Origin of the sequence: Amedibacillus dolichus DSM 3991 (assembly GCF_000154285.1) — a bacterium.
In the GTDB taxonomy this organism is placed as follows: domain Bacteria; phylum Bacillota_I; class Bacilli_A; order Erysipelotrichales; family Erysipelotrichaceae; genus Amedibacillus; species Amedibacillus dolichus.
This window is the reverse complement of the sequence record NZ_DS483477.1, coordinates 385,103-400,987: the sequence shown is the minus strand read 5'-3', so window position 1 is coordinate 400,987 and position 15,885 is coordinate 385,103. Positions and strand designations below refer to the sequence as shown.

Here is a 15,885-nt window from a genome sequence, read left to right as displayed (position 1 = left end):
TTAAAAGGTGAACCCACAATTCTCATGAGTGCATGCAATTATAGGTTCACATAATGTTTGTTTAATTATTTAGAATAGTCGTAGAATCCTACACCGGTCTTTTGACCAAGTTTTTTACCACGAACCATTTTTCTAATTAGCGTACAGCAACGATATTTAGAATCCTTTGTTTCATTGTATAGAACGTCCATAATCGCTTCTACGATATCCAATCCAATCAAGTCGCCTAATGCAAGAGGCCCCATAGGGTGATTTGCACCTAGCTTCATAGCTGTATCAATATCTTCCACAGAAGCAATACCTTCCTGTAGGATAAAAGCAGCTTCGTTGATCATAGGAATCAAAATACGGTTTACAACAAAACCAGGACCTTCTGCAACCTCAACAGGAGTTTTTCCTAAAGATTTAGAAATTTCTAAGATTGCCTCTTTTGTTTCTACCGGAGTATTGATACCGGAAATAACTTCAACAAGCTTCATGCGGTCAGCAGGGTTGAAAAAGTGCATACCGATAACATTGTGCTTGATACCGGTTGCGATTTCTGTAATTGATAAAGAAGATGTATTTGTGCCAAAGATACAAGAATCTTTGCAGATTTCATCTAGCTTTGTAAACAAATCTTTCTTAACTTCCATTTTTTCAAGTACAGCTTCAACGATCAAATCGCAATCTGCTAGATCTTCATATACACCGGCTTTTAGGTTAGCCTTTACTTCTGCAGCTTTTTCTGCAGTCATTTTTTCTCTAGCAACCAATTTATCCATTTTACCAGCGATTTTATCAATACCGCCCTGTGCCCATTCGATTTTAATATCACATACAGTTACGTCATATCCATTAGAAGCGAATGCATTTGCAATACCTTGGCCCATTGTACCGGCGCCGATTACACCAACTTTTTTCATTTTCTTGATCTCCTTTATTATTTTAAATGCCATAAACAAGAAGGGAATTCCTTCTTGTTTATGAATATGTTACATTATGCTTTTTTTGCAGCAATGATTTCTTCTTTCAACAGAGGAAGGATTTCTTTTACATCACCGACAAATCCCATATTTGCAATACTGAAAATTTCAGCCTGAGGATCACGGTTGATTGCAATAATCATATCGGATTTTTCCATACCGGCAACATGCTGGCATGCTCCGGAAATACCACAAGCGATATATAGAGAAGGACGTACCGTCTTACCGGTCTGACCTACCTGAATTGCTTTATCAGCTAATCCATCATCTACTACCGCACGACTAGCACACATTGCTCCGCCTAATTCTTCTGCGACAGCAGCTACCATATCCAAGCAGTCTTCTGCACCACGTCCGGCACCAACAAGAATGTCGCATTTTGTGATATCAATACCTTCAACAACTTTTTCAATGACTTCTTTAACAACAACTTTTGCTTCTTTATCTGTAAATTCAGGAGTGAATTCAATAACTTCACCAGTTCTTGATTCATCAACTGGATCCATTGAGAATACATTTGGACGAATTGTTGCCATCTGTGGACGTGTATCCGGACAGATAATTGTACCAAACAAGTTACCACCAAAGGTTGGACGAGTTACTAACAGTAATGCTTCATCTTCCTTTTCCGGATCCATTTCGATTTTTGTAGCATCGGCAGTCAATCCGGCATTCAATCGAGCAGCAACACGTGGTGCTAAATCACGTCCCAATACCGTTGCACCGGTTAATAATGAATCCGGTTTAAATGCATTGATTACCTGTGTCAATGCATCAGCATAGAATTGTGTAGAATACGTAGCTAATAATTCATCATCTACAACGATTACCTTATCTGCACCATGCTTAATAACATCATTCGCTTTATCTTTAATATTGTGTCCTAGCAATACACCGACAACATCAAAGTTCATGTGAGGAATAGAAGCAACCAGCTTTCTAGCTTCTGAGATCAGCTCATATCCTACATTTGCAATTTCTCCGTTTTTCTGTTCAACAAAAACGTAAATATCTTTGTATCCTTCAAATTTAGCCATATCTCGTTACCTCCCTATTTCGTAATCAATTGCTTTTCCTTTAATGTAGTAGCAATCAATTTTGCAGCTTCACCAGCTGGCAATGTATAAGTTTCTGTTTCCGCAGTTACTTCTTTTGTAAATGTGTGGTGAACCTTTGTAGGAGAACCGGCTAAACCAACAAGACTAGCATCAATTCCCAAATCGTTAAATGTCATGATCTTAACTTCTTTTGAGAAGCTATCTACGATATCGTTACAGTTCATATAACGGGGCTCATTCATACCGCTTAAGGTAGTTAATACACAAGGCAACTTAGCTTCCAAAATTTCTTCACAGTCTTCTAAAGATTTCTTAACCGTTACAATCGTATCGGTAAGATCGATGATTTCATCAACATAAGTTACCTGAGGGATACCCAAACGTTCAGCAGTCTGAGGACCAACCTGCGCAGTATCACCATCGATTGCCTGACGACCGGCAATAATCAAATCGTATCCGGTTTTTTCAAGCACAGCGGCAAGAGTTGAAGATGTTGCGCAAGTATCAGCACCTGCAAATGCACGGTCTGTAACCAAAATACATTCATCAACACCACGAGCATACAATTCCTTAAGCATATCGGCAGCCATTGGAGGTCCCATAGTTACGATCGTAACCGTAGCTCCCTTTTCTTCTTTCAACTGCAATGCAGCTTCAACACCAGCTAAATCATCTGGGTTAATGATACTTGGAACACCTGCACGAATAAGTGTACCAGTTACTTTGTCAACACGGATTTCAGTTGAATCCGGTACCTGTTTTACAAGAACGATAATCTTCATAGTCTTACATTCCTTTCTCACTCTTACTTCAACATCTGACCGCTGATAACCATGCGTTGTACTTCGGAAGTACCTTCATAGATTTCAGTAATCTTAGCATCTCTGAACATTCTTTCTACTGGGTAATCACGAGTATAACCATAACCACCTAATAGCTGAACTGCTTTTGTAGTAACTTCCATTGCAACTTCAGCAGCAAACAATTTAGCTTCTGCAGCCGCAAATGTATATGGCTGTCCGTTTTCTTTTGCCATTGCAGCATTATATACTAACAAGCGAGCTGCATCTGTTTTTGTCTGCATATCAGCCAACTGGAACTGAGTATTCTGGAATTTAGCAATCGGACGACCAAATTGTTTACGTGATTTTACGTAAGCAACCGCTTCATCAATAGCTCCCTGTGCAATACCAAGAGCCTGTGCTGCAATACCGATACGTCCACCATCAAGTGTTTGCATTGCGATTTTGAAGCCTTTTCCTTCCTGTCCAAGAAGGTGATCCTTACTAACACGTACATTGTTGAAAATCAATTCACATGTTGCGGAAGCACGGATACCAAGTTTCTTTTCATGTTTACCGATTGTGAAGCCAGGCATACCCTTTTCAAGGATAAATGCAGAAATACCTCTAGTACCCTGTGATTTATCTGTCATAGCGAAGATAACATAAATATCTGCTTCTCCGGCATTCGTAATAAAGATCTTACTACCGTTGATGATATAATCATCACCATCTTTCACCGCTGTTGTCTGCTGACCGGCAGCATCTGTACCTGCATTAGGCTCTGTTAAACCGAATGCACCAAGCTTTTTACCGGAGCATAGATCAGGTAAGTATTTTGCTTTCTGCTCAGGTGTACCGAAAGCATCAATTGGAAACGTTCCAAGGGAAGTGTGGGCAGAAAGAATTACTCCTGTCGTAGCACAAACCTTACTCAATTCTTCTACTGCTAGAATGTAGCTTAAGTAATCTGCACCAGCTCCGCCATATTCTCTTGAGAATGGAATACCAAACATCTTGCAAGCAACCATTTTATCAACAGTTTCTCTTGGAAAGCGCTCTTCTTCATCAATTTCACCAGCAAGTGGTTTCACTTCTTTTTCAGCGAACTCAGAAAATAGCTTTTTCATCATTTTTTGTTGTTCTGTTAAATTGAAGTCCATAAAAATCTCCTCTCCTTATTTTTCTGAACATCATCAATACAAAGATAAACCTTTTATTGATTCTCGACAGAAAACGGACATATTCATTGCCGTCTATCCTTACTAATTTTATAACTGAAATGTTTATGCGTCAATAATATTGTTAAATTTTTAACAAGTTATTTTAACTGTTATTTTCACAACTATTGTTGTTAGCGGTTACATTAAAATGATGCTGCTGTATCCCATTCCATGACCTTTGTTTTTTTATTTTCATTATGAGATTTTCTTACTGTATCGATTTTCACTTATTCTGTTCTTCTATATTAATATATATGCATTAAATATGTATCTTCTCTATCTCACATTCTCTTTAACCCGCAGTTTTCCTTTCATATCCATACAGAATTATCTTCCTTTATGAGCAGCACTTACGAATTATTTCACAAGCTGTTGACAAACGTCATGAAAACAATTACTATATTCATGTATGAACGCATACATCTGTATGCCATATTCTTAAGGAAGGAAGACAGGTAAAGAAAATGAAAAAAACTTATGTCGTTAGCGCAAAACGAAGCGCAATTGGTAGTTTCTTAGGTTCATTAACTACCGTTAACCCTGCAGATTTAGGGGCTACTGTTGTAAAAGCATTATTAGAAGATGCAAATGTTGCACCAGAAAATGTTGATGAAGTTTTATGTGGTAACGTTTTAGGTGCTGGATTAGGTCAAAACGTTGGTCGTCAGGTGGCTATCAAAGCTGGTATTCCTGAAACTGTATGTGCACACTCTGTAAATATGGTTTGTGGATCCGGATTAAGAACAGTAATGGAAGGTGTTATGTCTATTCAAACAGGCTTCAATGATATCGTTGTTGCCGGTGGTGTAGAATCTATGTCAGGTGCACCTTATCTAATTCCTGCAAATACTCGTACAGGAAATAAAATGGGTGATTTCAAAGTTGTTGACCACATGATTTACGATGCACTTACCGATGCATTCGATAACATTCACATGGGTATTACAGCTGAAAATATCGCTGATAAATATGGTATTACACGTGAAATGCAAGATGAATTTGCTTACGCTTCTCAAACAAAGGCAATCGCTGCTGTGGATAGCGGACGCTTCAAAGATGAAATTGTACCGGTAGAAGTAAAATTGCGCAAAGAAGTTGTTACATTCGATACAGATGAACATCCAAATCGTAAATCAAATCCAGAAAAGCTTGCTAAATTGCGTCCTGCTTTCAAAAAAGACGGAACCGTTACTGCCGGGAATGCTTCCGGTATCAATGATGGGGCAAGCTTCGTATTGCTTGCTAGTGAAGAAGCAGTTGAAAAGTACAACCTTACTCCGATTTGCGAAATTGTTGGCATTGGACAGGGTGGTGTAGATCCTAAGGTTATGGGTCTGGGTCCTACGCCTGCAATCCGTCATGCTCTTCAAAATGCAAATATGAAGTTAGACGAAATCGAATTGGTTGAATTAAACGAAGCATTTGCTGCTCAATCTCTTGGTGTTATTCACGAATTAGTAGAAGAACATGGTATTGATCGTGAAGCATTCATGGCAAAAACAAATGTAAACGGTGGCGCAATCGCACTAGGACATCCAGTAGGTGCATCTGGTAACCGTATCCTTGTTTCTTTAATTCATGAAATGGTAAAACGTAATGCAAAGACCGGTCTTGCCTCTCTATGCATCGGAGGCGGACAAGGTACTGCAGTTATCGTTAAACGCTAATCATATCATTAAAAGCTGTGGCAATACACAGCTTTTTTATTACCCTTTCAATATATTTAATATTTCTATTTTTAACAAGCATGTTATAATAAATAAAAGCTCTATCATACAAAAAAATAAAATAATCGATGCTTCCCGATTTTAAATTTAAGGTGTTATAAAGCAATAGAAGGAAAGGAGCATATCTATGAAAATACCGAAAATCAGGCTAATCGCAACAGATCTTGACGGTACACTGTTGCGCGATGATAAAACGATTGATGAAAAAACAAAAGAACGTCTTATCCAAGCGCAAAAGCAAGGAATTATTATAGTTATTGCAACAGGCAGACATAAAAGTGGAATTGATTTTGTAACAAAGCCCTTGCAGTTGGAGCAACATGGAAATAACTATGTTGCGGGAATCAACGGTGAAATCATTTATAGCTACAAAAACAAGGAATATTTCGTAGATCAAGTATTATGTGATAAAGATGCTCAAATAATCCGTCGTACTGTAAAACGTTTCGGTTGTGAAGCAATCTACTTTTGTGGCTATGACATGTACGATCAAATTTCCTGGTGGTTAAAAATTAAGAAACTGCTTTACAGTCTATTATTTCGAAAGCCTGCTGATTACGGTTTAAAGGGTGCCAAGCATAATTTTATCGAATTACATAAAGAGCACACCTTTACGCAGGACATCAATAAAGTCGTTTTCACTCAGACAAAACGTTTTTTCGATAAGCATTTAGAGGAAATGCGAAAAGAGCTCCGTGATTATGATTTATTAAAAGTAGGTCCAGGTTGGATTGAACTTATGCCAAAAGGCGTTAATAAAGCAAGTGCCATTTTAAAAATAGCCGAAGCAAATGGTATCAGCAAAGAAGAAATCCTTTGTTTTGGTGATGCTGAAAATGATTTATCCATGATGCAGCAAATCCCTCATAGCATCGCCATGGGAAATGCCATGAATATCGTTAAAGAGGCTGCTTTTGATATATGCGACAGCAATATGGAGGCAGGAATTGCGAAAGCACTTGATAAATATATCTTTCAAAAGACAAGCTAGTAGCTTAACCACAAATGAAAAAGCGGCGTCTTAAACAAAGCGTATTTAGCAATTGTTTAAGACGCTTTTTCATTTCTTAAAAAAACAAGAACTTCATTAAACCATTTACAAACATACATAAAGCAATTCCCATCAACGTTGGCATCACAAACGCAAGGATTGTCCACTTCCATGAACCGGTTTCTTTTTTTATAGTTAAAAGCGTTGTCGCACATGGAAAATGTACCAATGAGAATAGCATCATACAAAGTGCGGTTACCCAGGTCCAATCATTTGCAATAAACAACTCTTTTACAAATGTTAAGTCGCTTATATCAACCATGACTCCATTGGATAAATACGCCATTAAAATAATCGGCAAAACGATTTCATTAGCAGGAAAGCCCAAAATGAAAGCGAATAAAATAACACCGTCAAGTCCCATCAGTTGTGCAAAAGGATCAAGAAAATCGGCGCAATGCACCAATAAGCTTACTCCATCAATGTTTATATTCGCTAACAACCAAATAATTCCACCTGCAGGCAACGCGACACTAACTGCACGCCCTAGTACAAATAAAGTACGGTCGAATAAAGAACGTACCAGAATACTTCCAAGCTGTGGCTTACGGTAAGGCGGAAGCTCTAATACGAACGAGCTAGCCACTCCTTTTAATATGGTTTTTGACAACAGCTTCGATACCACAAAGCTCATAGCTACCCCAATCAGGATAACTCCGATCAACAAGGCACTTTGTAAGACATGATTCCATGGAGAAGCTACGAAAAAGAACATCGAGATCATGGTAATTAACGTAGGAAAACGTCCGTTACATGGTATAAATACATTTGTTAATATCGCAATTAAGCGTTCTCTTGGACTTTCAATAATCCTTGTATTTGCCACTCCTACTGCATTGCAGCCAAACCCCATACACATCGTTAAGGCCTGCTTCCCACACGCATGAACCTTTTGAAAAATACCATCTAGGTAAAATGCGATTCTCGGTAAATAGCCAAAATCTTCTAATAACGTAAAAAGCGGAAAGAAAATTGCCATCGGTGGTAACATAACGGATATTACCCAACCGCACGTTTTCCATATCCCATCTACAAGAAAACGAATCATCGTATCGGATATAGAAAGCTGCATAAGCAGCTCCTTTAATGGAGCTTCCATTTCATAAAAGCGTTCAGATAACCACCCACTTGGAATATTCGACAGCGATAGTGTAATCCAAAAAATACAACCCAACAATACCAACATACTAAGCAATCCCCAAACTTTATGTGTAAAAAAAGAATCTAGCTTTACATCTCTTTGTTCATAGCTACTATTCTTATAACAAACACATGCTTGTGTTAGCTGTTTTACACGATTTGTAATGCTATTAACGATACACTCGACATAGTCCTCCTCCAGCTTCAACGTTAGTAAAATCTCTTCTCGTTTAGCAAACACACGTGCTTTAGATTCTTTTAAAATATAATCCTCTAACTCCCTTTGCTCAACCTTTGGATCTAATAGGCGGATTGCTAAATAACGCTTAGGTAATGAAGCAGAGCATATACTCTCACTTAACAAAAGTATAGCTTGTTCCAAATTTCCATAATCAACATGACAGCTATCCTTTGTGGAACCATGTTGAATAGCATGTTCGATTGCCTGCATTAATTCAAGAAGTCCCTCTTTTTTTCGTGCACTTAATTTTACAACTGTGATGCCTAACATTGCAGCAAGCTTTTGATCATCAATCTGAATCTGTTTTTCGATGGCTTCATCTATCATATTCAATGCAACAATCACATTTGTGTGAATTTCCATCACTTGCAAAACCAAGTTCAGATTTCTTTCTAATAAAGTAGCATCACAAACAACCACACAAACATCAATTTTCTCCTTACACAAAAAATCCCGTGTAACCTCCTCTTCCTTGGACTGTGGCATCAAAGAATATGTCCCCGGCAAATCGGCAATTTGGTTCCTTCGTCCACGAAAAACATAGTAACCCTCAGCCATTGCTACCGTTTTTCCCGCCCAATTCCCGGTATGCTGATTCATATTTGTCAAAGCATTAAAAACCGTACTTTTTCCAACATTCGGATTTCCTAATAATGCGATCGTTGCTCCTTTTTTATTTGCTTTGTATATTGTATTGATATCTTCATTTGCTGCTATCATTTTATCAATCAGCATCTTTTTTCTCCTTCCTCCTTTAGATAAATTCGTTTACAATCCTTATCCCGTAAGGCAATCTTACCCTTTTTTATTCGATAAACACGCATTCCACCAAAAGGACTTTGAAGTATCGGTTCAACACTTTCATTTTTAACGAAGCCTAAATCAAGCAGTCTGCGTCTAAGTTTCAAATTCTTATCAATTTCAGCAATATGACCTATTTCATGCATCGGCAAATCGCTTAAGCTTTTCATGTTGTTCCCTCCTATGCTTAGGATATTAGAAAAAAAGCTCTATGTATCAGCCTTTGCCTATAAAAAAAGGAGAGCATTTCCTCTCCATACATTCCAACATTAACACATGGCTTATTATTCATGTGATTTGATCTTTGTTTCCATATCCTGTGCTACACGCTTTAAATCATCACGAATTGCAATATGCTGTGGACATAAGGTTTCACATTTCCCACACTGCTTACACATACTACTTCGCTCTTCACGCTTTAAATCTTCATAATAAGCTTTTCGTGTAACAGCATAGTTTCCATACTTCGAAAAATCATTCCAAATACGAAAATTTTTAGGAATATTCACTCCAAACGGACACGGCATACAATATTCACAGCCTGTGCAGCCATTCATGGTTCTTGCTTTAATTTCATGTGCTATTTCTTCAATAAGAGCTTCCTCCTCTATCGTCAAGCGCTTAAAATTTGCAAATGTTTTAACATTATCCACAACCTGATCGAAGGTGGACATACCACTTAAAATAACCTTTACATTCGAATGACTTGCTACCCAACGAAGTGCCCAACTGGAAATACTTTGATTGGATGCATGTTGCTTCAGCTTATCTGCCAAATCGTTGGGTAACACTGCAAGAGAGCCACCTTTGATAGGCTCCATAATGATAAGTGGAATTCCTAATTTTTCAGCTAATGCATAGCCTTTATCTCCAGCTTGCTCTTCTCGATCCACATAGTTATATTGTATTTGACAAAAATCCCACGGATATGCCTGTATGATTTCTTCAAATACTTCATAATCATCATGAAAGGAAAAGCCCAAATTCCGCAATCTTCCGTCCATTTTCATTTTATCGAGGTATTCCAATATCCCCAATCGTTTCGTTTTCTCCCACTTTTCTTTATCTAGTGCATGCAGTAAATAAAAATCTACATAATCAACATCTAGTCGCTGCAGCTGATTTTCAAACATCGCTTCGGCTTCTTCTATGCTGTTTACAAACCATAAGGGCATTTTCGTAGTTAAATAAAAAGAATCTCGATTGTATTTTTTCAAAACCTTTCCAACAAATGGCTCACTTTCTTGATTATGATATGGAAATGCCGTATCAATATAATTTACTCCATGTGTTATCGCATAATCCAACATTTTCTCTGCTTCTTTTCTATCAATTTTCCCTTCGGCATTCACCGGAAATCGCATACACCCAAAGCCCAAAAGTGAAGGTGTATAGTTTTCATTTAATTTACGTTTTTCCATAAATACTAACCTCTCTTCTCAGTATTTATTATAGCTCGAATAAAATGAAAAAGCTATCTCCTTTTCCAACCTTATCTATCATGAAGCCTATTTTAAAAAAATTAAATAAACATTACTATTCATAGTCTAAAAAAATACGATGTTGATATCAATTTTCTGATTTAGTATCTTGTGTTTTCATTCGTGCAATAGTTATATAGTTTCTTTCTAATGCTTTTTTTTATCAATTTCTTTACAATATACCTAGGTCATTTTCCTATTTTTAAGTACGATTTTATTTTTGCGCAATCCCTACTCTTGATATTTTCAAATGCTTCTGTGATTTTATCTACTTGTTTATTTACTTTACGTTCAATGATATTTTCTTGATTTTCCAATAAATAACTAACTTAATTTGAAAGACAAAAACTTGACCTTAATAAAAAAACACCCTAAAGGTGTTAAAAGCAGTAAAGAAATAAAAAAAAGAGGGACACAAGAATGTGTCCCAATAAGACCTGGCAATGTGCTATCTTGACTAAGGCAAGCTTAGCTATTGTCGCCGCTGAAGTGCTTAACTTCTGTGTTCGGGATGAGAACAGGTGTGTCCACTTCGCCATCATCACCAGATCCTTGAGGTCTTTCCCTCAAAACTGAATGACATCTTGTGATTAAGTCCTCGACCGATTAGTATCAGTCAACTCCACGTATCGCTACGCTTCCATCTCTGACCTATCTACCTCGTCGTCTTCAAGGGGTCTTACTGCATCTTGTGCATGGGAGATCTCATCTTGGAGTAGGCTTCGCGCTTAGATGCTTTCAGCGCTTATCCCTTCCCTACTTAGCTACCCAGCTATGCTCCTGGCGGAACAACTGGTGCACCAGCGGTAGGTCCATCCCGGTCCTCTCGTACTAAGGACAGCTCTCCTCAAATCTCCATCGCCCACAACAGATAGGGACCGAACTGTCTCACGACGTTCTGAACCCAGCTCGCGTACCGCTTTAATGGGCGGACAGCCCAACCCTTGGAACCGAATTCAGCTCCAGGATGCGATGAGCCGACATCGAGGTGCCAAACCTCGCCGTCGATGTGAACTCTTGGGCGAGATCAGCCTGTTATCCCCAGGGTAGCTTTTATCCGTTGAGCGACGGCCCTTCCATTCGGCACCGCCGGATCACTAATCCCGACTTTCGTCCCTGTTCGACTTGTTTGTCTCACAGTCAAGCACGCTTCTGCATTTGCACTCGTCGATTGATTTCCATCCAATCTGAGCGTACCTTTGGGCGCCTCCGTTACTCTTTAGGAGGCGACCGCCCCAGTCAAACTGCCTGCCTGACACGGTCCCTCACCCAGTTCATGGGTGTAGGTTAGAACTTCAATCAGACAAGAGTGGTATCCCAACGTCGACTCCTCGTACACTGGCGTGCACGTCTCTTCGTCTCCCACCTATCCTGTACATCTCTGATCAAAGCTCAATATCAAGCTACAGTAAAGCTCCATGGGGTCTTTCCGTCTAGTTGCGGGTAACCTGCATTTTCACAGGTACTAAGATTTCACCGAGTCTGCTGCCGAGACAGCGCCCAAATCGTTACGCCTTTCGTGCGGGTCAGAACTTACCTGACAAGGAATTTCGCTACCTTAGGACCGTTATAGTTACGGCCGCCGTTCACTGGGGCTTCAATTCATTGCTTCATCTTGCGACTGACAAATCCTCTTAACCTTCCAGCACCGGGCAGGCGTCACCCCCTATACTTCGTCTTGCGACTTCGCAGAGAGCTGTGTTTTAGTTAAACAGTCGCTTGGGCCTCTTCACTGCGGCTTACTTTTACATAAGCACTCCTTATCGCTAACTTACGGAGTCATTTTGCCGAGTTCCTTGGCAACAGTTCTCTCGCTCACCTCAGGATCCTCTCCTTGCCCACCTGTGTCGGTTTTGGTACGGGCCGCTATGGGATTAATCGCTTAGAAACTTTTCTTGGAAGCTGGCCTCACATGCTTCGTTACTTGTCGAAACGTTCACTTACCTATCACGTCCTGCATTTCGTATGCGCATTTCACTACATACCTGCTGCTCCGCTTCGCCCACAATCCATTCAGTGGGTCATGCTAGCCTTCTCCGTCATTCCTTCACTTCCCATCGCGGGTACAGGAATATCTGCCTGTTTTCCATCCACTACGCCTTTCGGCCTCGCGTTAGGTCCCGACTTACCCAGGGCGGACGAACCTTCCCCTGGAATCCTTGGGCTATCGGTGTGTAGGATTCTCACCTACATCTCGCTACTCACACCGGCATTCTCACTTCCATGCTCTCCACCACTCCTCACGATATGGCTTCCACGTGCATGCAACGCTCCCCTACCACTTGTATCTCTACAAATCCGCAGCTTCGGTAGTATGCTTAGCCCCGGTACATTTTCGGCGCAGGGTCACTCGACTAGTGAGCTGTTACGCACTCTTTGAAGGGTGGCTGCTTCTGAGCCAACCTCCTAGTTGTCTGTGCATCCCCACATCCTTTTCCACTTAGCATACATTTTGGGACCTTAACTGGCGGTCTGGGCTGTTTCCCTTTTGACCATGGACCTTATCACCCACAGTCTGACTGCCGAGTATATTATCATGGCATTCGGAGTTTGATTATACTCAGTACCCCGGGATGGGGCCATCGTACATTCAGTGCTCTACCTCCATGTAACTTTACCTCGACGCTAGCCCTAAAGCTATTTCGGGGAGAACCAGCTATATCCGTGTTCGATTGGAATTTCTCCCCTAGCCACAACTCATCCGCCAACTTTTCAACGGGGGTCGGTTCGGTCCTCCATTCAGTTTCACCTGAACTTCAACCTGGTCATGGCTAGATCACACGGTTTCGGGTCTATATCATCGTACTTTCGCCCTATTAAGACTCGCTTTCGCTTCGGCTCCGTATCTTCTACTTAACCTCGCACGATAACATAACTCGCCGGTTCATTCTACAAAAGGCACGCCATCACTCTTTAACGAGCTCTGACTTCTTGTAAGCATACGGTTTCAGGTTCTATTTCACTCCGCTCCCGCGGTTCTTTTCACCTTTCCCTCACGGTACTGGTTCACTATCGGTCACTTGTTTATATTTAGCCTTGACGGATGGTCCCGCCTGCTTCCGACAAGATTTCTCGTGTCTCGCCGTACTCAGGATACCATTAGGCTTCCTCTCGCTTTCATATACGGGACTTGCACCCTCTGCGGTCGATCTTTCAATATCGTTCTATTAGCCAGATTCTTGCCATATCATGGTCCTACAACCCCAACCCTAAGGTTGGTTTGGGCTCCTCCCCTTTCGCTCGCCGCTACTCTGGGAATCACTTTTGTTTTCTTTTCCTCCGGGTACTTAGATGTTTCAGTTCTCCGGGTACCTCTCTCATGAGCTATTTATTCACTCATGGATGCCATACTATTACGTATGACGGGTTTCCCCATTCGGATATCAACGGATCTTCGTGTACGTACCACTCCCCGTCGCGTTTCGCCGTTTGTCGCGTCCTTCTTCAGTTTCAAGTGCCTAGGCATCCACCGTACGCCCTTATTCGCTTAATCACTGCTTACTTCTTGGTTTCGCTTGAGTCTGTTTGTTTAACTTTTACTCTTCGTGAATATCTTAGTCTTCAACTTGCGTCTTAGACCTTACATATTTCTATCTTTTGTTTTTGATGTCATTCAGTTTTCAAAGATCGAACTTTGGAAAGCTTCGGCCTTCCAAAACCAAACAGGAAAATCTTTTCTTCTTTTGTACTTTCTCCTTAGAAAGGAGGTGATCCATCCCCACGTTCCCGTAGGGATACCTTGTTACGACTTAACCCCAGTCATCGGTCCTACCTTCGACGGCTCACTCCCTTAGGTTATGCCACCGGCTTCGGGTATTACTGACTCCCATGGTTTGACGGGCGGTGTGTACAAGGCCCGAGAACGTATTCACCGCAGCATGCTGATCTGCGATTACTAGCGATTCCGACTTCATGGAGTCGAGTTGCAGACTCCAATCCGAACTGAGACGCCCTTTATGAGATTTGCTTCATGTCACCATGTCGCTCCTCTTTGTAGACGCCATTGTAGTACGTGTGTAGCCCAGGCCATAAGGGGCATGATGATTTGACGTCATCCCCACCTTCCTCCGGTTTGTCACCGGCAGTCTCACATGAGTCCCTAACTTAATATTGGTAACATGCGACAAGGGTTGCGCTCGTTGCGGGACTTAACCCAACATCTCACGACACGAGCTGACGACAACCATGCACCACCTGTGTGATATATAGCTATCTTTCTATCTCTAGAACATTTATATCCATGTCAAGGCCTGGTAAGGTTCTTCGCGTTGCTTCGAATTAAACCACATACTCCACCGCTTGTGCGGGCCCCCGTCAATTCCTTTGAGTTTCACACTTGCGTGCATACTCCCCAGGCGGAGAACTTATTGCGTTAACTGCAGCACTGAATCTCTCCAACACTTAGTTCTCATCGTTTACGGCGTGGACTACTAGGGTATCTAATCCTATTTGCTCCCCACGCTTTCGTGCCTCAGTGTCAGTTACAGGCCAGGCGACCGCCTTCGCCACTGGTGTTCCTCCATATATCTACGCATTTTACCGCTACACATGGAATTCCATCGCCCTCTCCTGCACTCTAGTTCACCAGTTTCCAAAGCGAACAGCAGTTGAGCTGCTGCCTTTTACTTCAGACTTAATGTACCACCTACGCACCCTTTACGCCCAATCATTCCGGATAACGCTTGCCACCTACGTATTACCGCGGCTGCTGGCACGTAGTTAGCCGTGGCTTTCTGGTAAGATACCATCACTATCATGTCATTCCCTACATGATCCGTTTTTCTCTTACAACAGAGCTTTACGATCCGAAGACCTTCTTCACTCACGCGGCATTGCTCGTTCAGGGTTCCCCCCATTGACGAAAATTCCCTACTGCTGCCTCCCGTAGGAGTTTGGGCCGTGTCTCAGTCCCAATGTGGCCGTTCACCCTCTCAGGTCGGCTACGCATCGTCGCCTTGGTGGGCCGTTACCTCACCAACTAGCTAATGCGCCGCAGATCCATCCATGTTCATGGCCTTAGCCATTTTAATGTCTCCGAGATGCCTCGAAGCCACCTATCCGGTTTTAGCTACCGTTTCCAGCAGTTATCCCGGGCACATGGGCAGGTTATCTACGTGTTACTCACCCGTTCGCCACTAAGTCTTTTTGGAAAGCAAGCTTTCCTAAAAACTTCGTTCGACTTGCATGTATTAGGCATGCCGCCAGCGTTCATCCTGAGCCAGGATCAAACTCTCCATTTGATTTAGCTCAAAACGTTCTTTGACGTTTCCTTTTTTTCTTGGTTGTTTTTTTCTCTTAGAAATCAACGTATTTTCCTGTTCAGTTTTCAAAGACCGATGTCTCTTGCATCTCTCGTTGAGTGCCTGTTTATAATACATCATTCTTTTCTCTATGTCAATCTTTTTTTCTTCTTTTT

At 41.2% G+C, this 15,885-nt stretch carries 9 protein-coding genes and 3 rRNA genes; 2 read left to right on the top strand and 10 right to left on the bottom strand.

Annotation, left to right across the window (positions count from 1 at the left end):
* Window positions 1-65 precede the first annotated feature (65 nt).
* The 4 genes from EUBDOL_RS09135 to EUBDOL_RS09120 all read right to left on the bottom strand — a co-directional run bounded on the left by EUBDOL_RS09135 (window position 66) and on the right by EUBDOL_RS09120 (window position 3,968).
* Window positions 66-905: a 3-hydroxyacyl-CoA dehydrogenase family protein gene (locus tag EUBDOL_RS09135; protein ID WP_022420704.1), complete on the bottom strand. Its 840-nt coding sequence runs from the start codon at window positions 903-905 to the stop codon at window positions 66-68.
* 74 nt (window positions 906-979) lie between these two features.
* Window positions 980-2,002 (bottom strand): electron transfer flavoprotein subunit alpha/FixB family protein, encoded by a 1,023-nt coding sequence (locus tag EUBDOL_RS09130; protein ID WP_004800652.1) that lies wholly within the window; start codon window positions 2,000-2,002, stop codon window positions 980-982.
* A 14-nt stretch (window positions 2,003-2,016) separates the two neighbouring features.
* Window positions 2,017-2,805 carry an electron transfer flavoprotein subunit beta/FixA family protein gene (locus EUBDOL_RS09125; protein ID WP_004800651.1) on the bottom strand — a complete coding sequence of 263 codons (789 nt, stop codon included), beginning with the start codon at window positions 2,803-2,805 and terminating at the stop codon, window positions 2,017-2,019.
* A gap of 23 nt (window positions 2,806-2,828) precedes the next feature.
* The gene (locus EUBDOL_RS09120; protein WP_004800650.1) at window positions 2,829-3,968 is read right to left on the bottom strand and encodes an acyl-CoA dehydrogenase; all 1,140 of its coding nucleotides are present in this window, start codon (window positions 3,966-3,968) and stop codon (window positions 2,829-2,831) included.
* Between the two features lie 524 nt (window positions 3,969-4,492).
* Between EUBDOL_RS09120 and EUBDOL_RS09115 the strand changes: the two genes are divergently transcribed.
* Entirely contained in the window at window positions 4,493-5,695 is a 1,203-nt protein-coding gene (locus tag EUBDOL_RS09115) for an acetyl-CoA C-acetyltransferase (RefSeq protein ID WP_004800649.1), read from the top strand.
* Between the two features lie 187 nt (window positions 5,696-5,882).
* A complete protein-coding gene (locus tag EUBDOL_RS09110; RefSeq protein ID WP_004800648.1) occupies window positions 5,883-6,746 on the top strand; it encodes a Cof-type HAD-IIB family hydrolase in 864 nt (287 codons plus the stop codon).
* 76 nt (window positions 6,747-6,822) lie between these two features.
* Here EUBDOL_RS09110 and feoB read toward each other — a convergent pair whose 3' ends face one another.
* From feoB to EUBDOL_RS09080, 6 genes are all read right to left on the bottom strand, one after another.
* Window positions 6,823-8,922, bottom strand: coding sequence for a ferrous iron transport protein B (gene feoB / locus EUBDOL_RS09105; protein WP_004800647.1), 2,100 nt, complete (start codon window positions 8,920-8,922; stop codon window positions 6,823-6,825).
* Entirely contained in the window at window positions 8,916-9,158 is a 243-nt protein-coding gene (locus EUBDOL_RS09100) for a FeoA family protein (RefSeq protein ID WP_004800646.1), read from the bottom strand. Before EUBDOL_RS09100 ends, feoB begins: the two co-directional genes overlap by 7 nt.
* Window positions 9,159-9,272: 114 nt before the next feature.
* The gene (locus EUBDOL_RS09095; protein WP_004800645.1) at window positions 9,273-10,409 is read right to left on the bottom strand and encodes an aldo/keto reductase; all 1,137 of its coding nucleotides are present in this window, start codon (window positions 10,407-10,409) and stop codon (window positions 9,273-9,275) included.
* Between the two features lie 495 nt (window positions 10,410-10,904).
* Window positions 10,905-11,018 (bottom strand): 5S ribosomal RNA (gene rrf, locus EUBDOL_RS09090).
* A 37-nt stretch (window positions 11,019-11,055) separates the two neighbouring features.
* Window positions 11,056-13,962 (bottom strand): 23S ribosomal RNA (locus EUBDOL_RS09085).
* 207 nt (window positions 13,963-14,169) lie between these two features.
* Window positions 14,170-15,709, bottom strand: a 16S ribosomal RNA gene (locus EUBDOL_RS09080).
* The 16S, 23S and 5S rRNA genes sit together here, the layout of an rRNA operon.
* Between the last annotated feature and the right edge of the window lie 176 nt (window positions 15,710-15,885).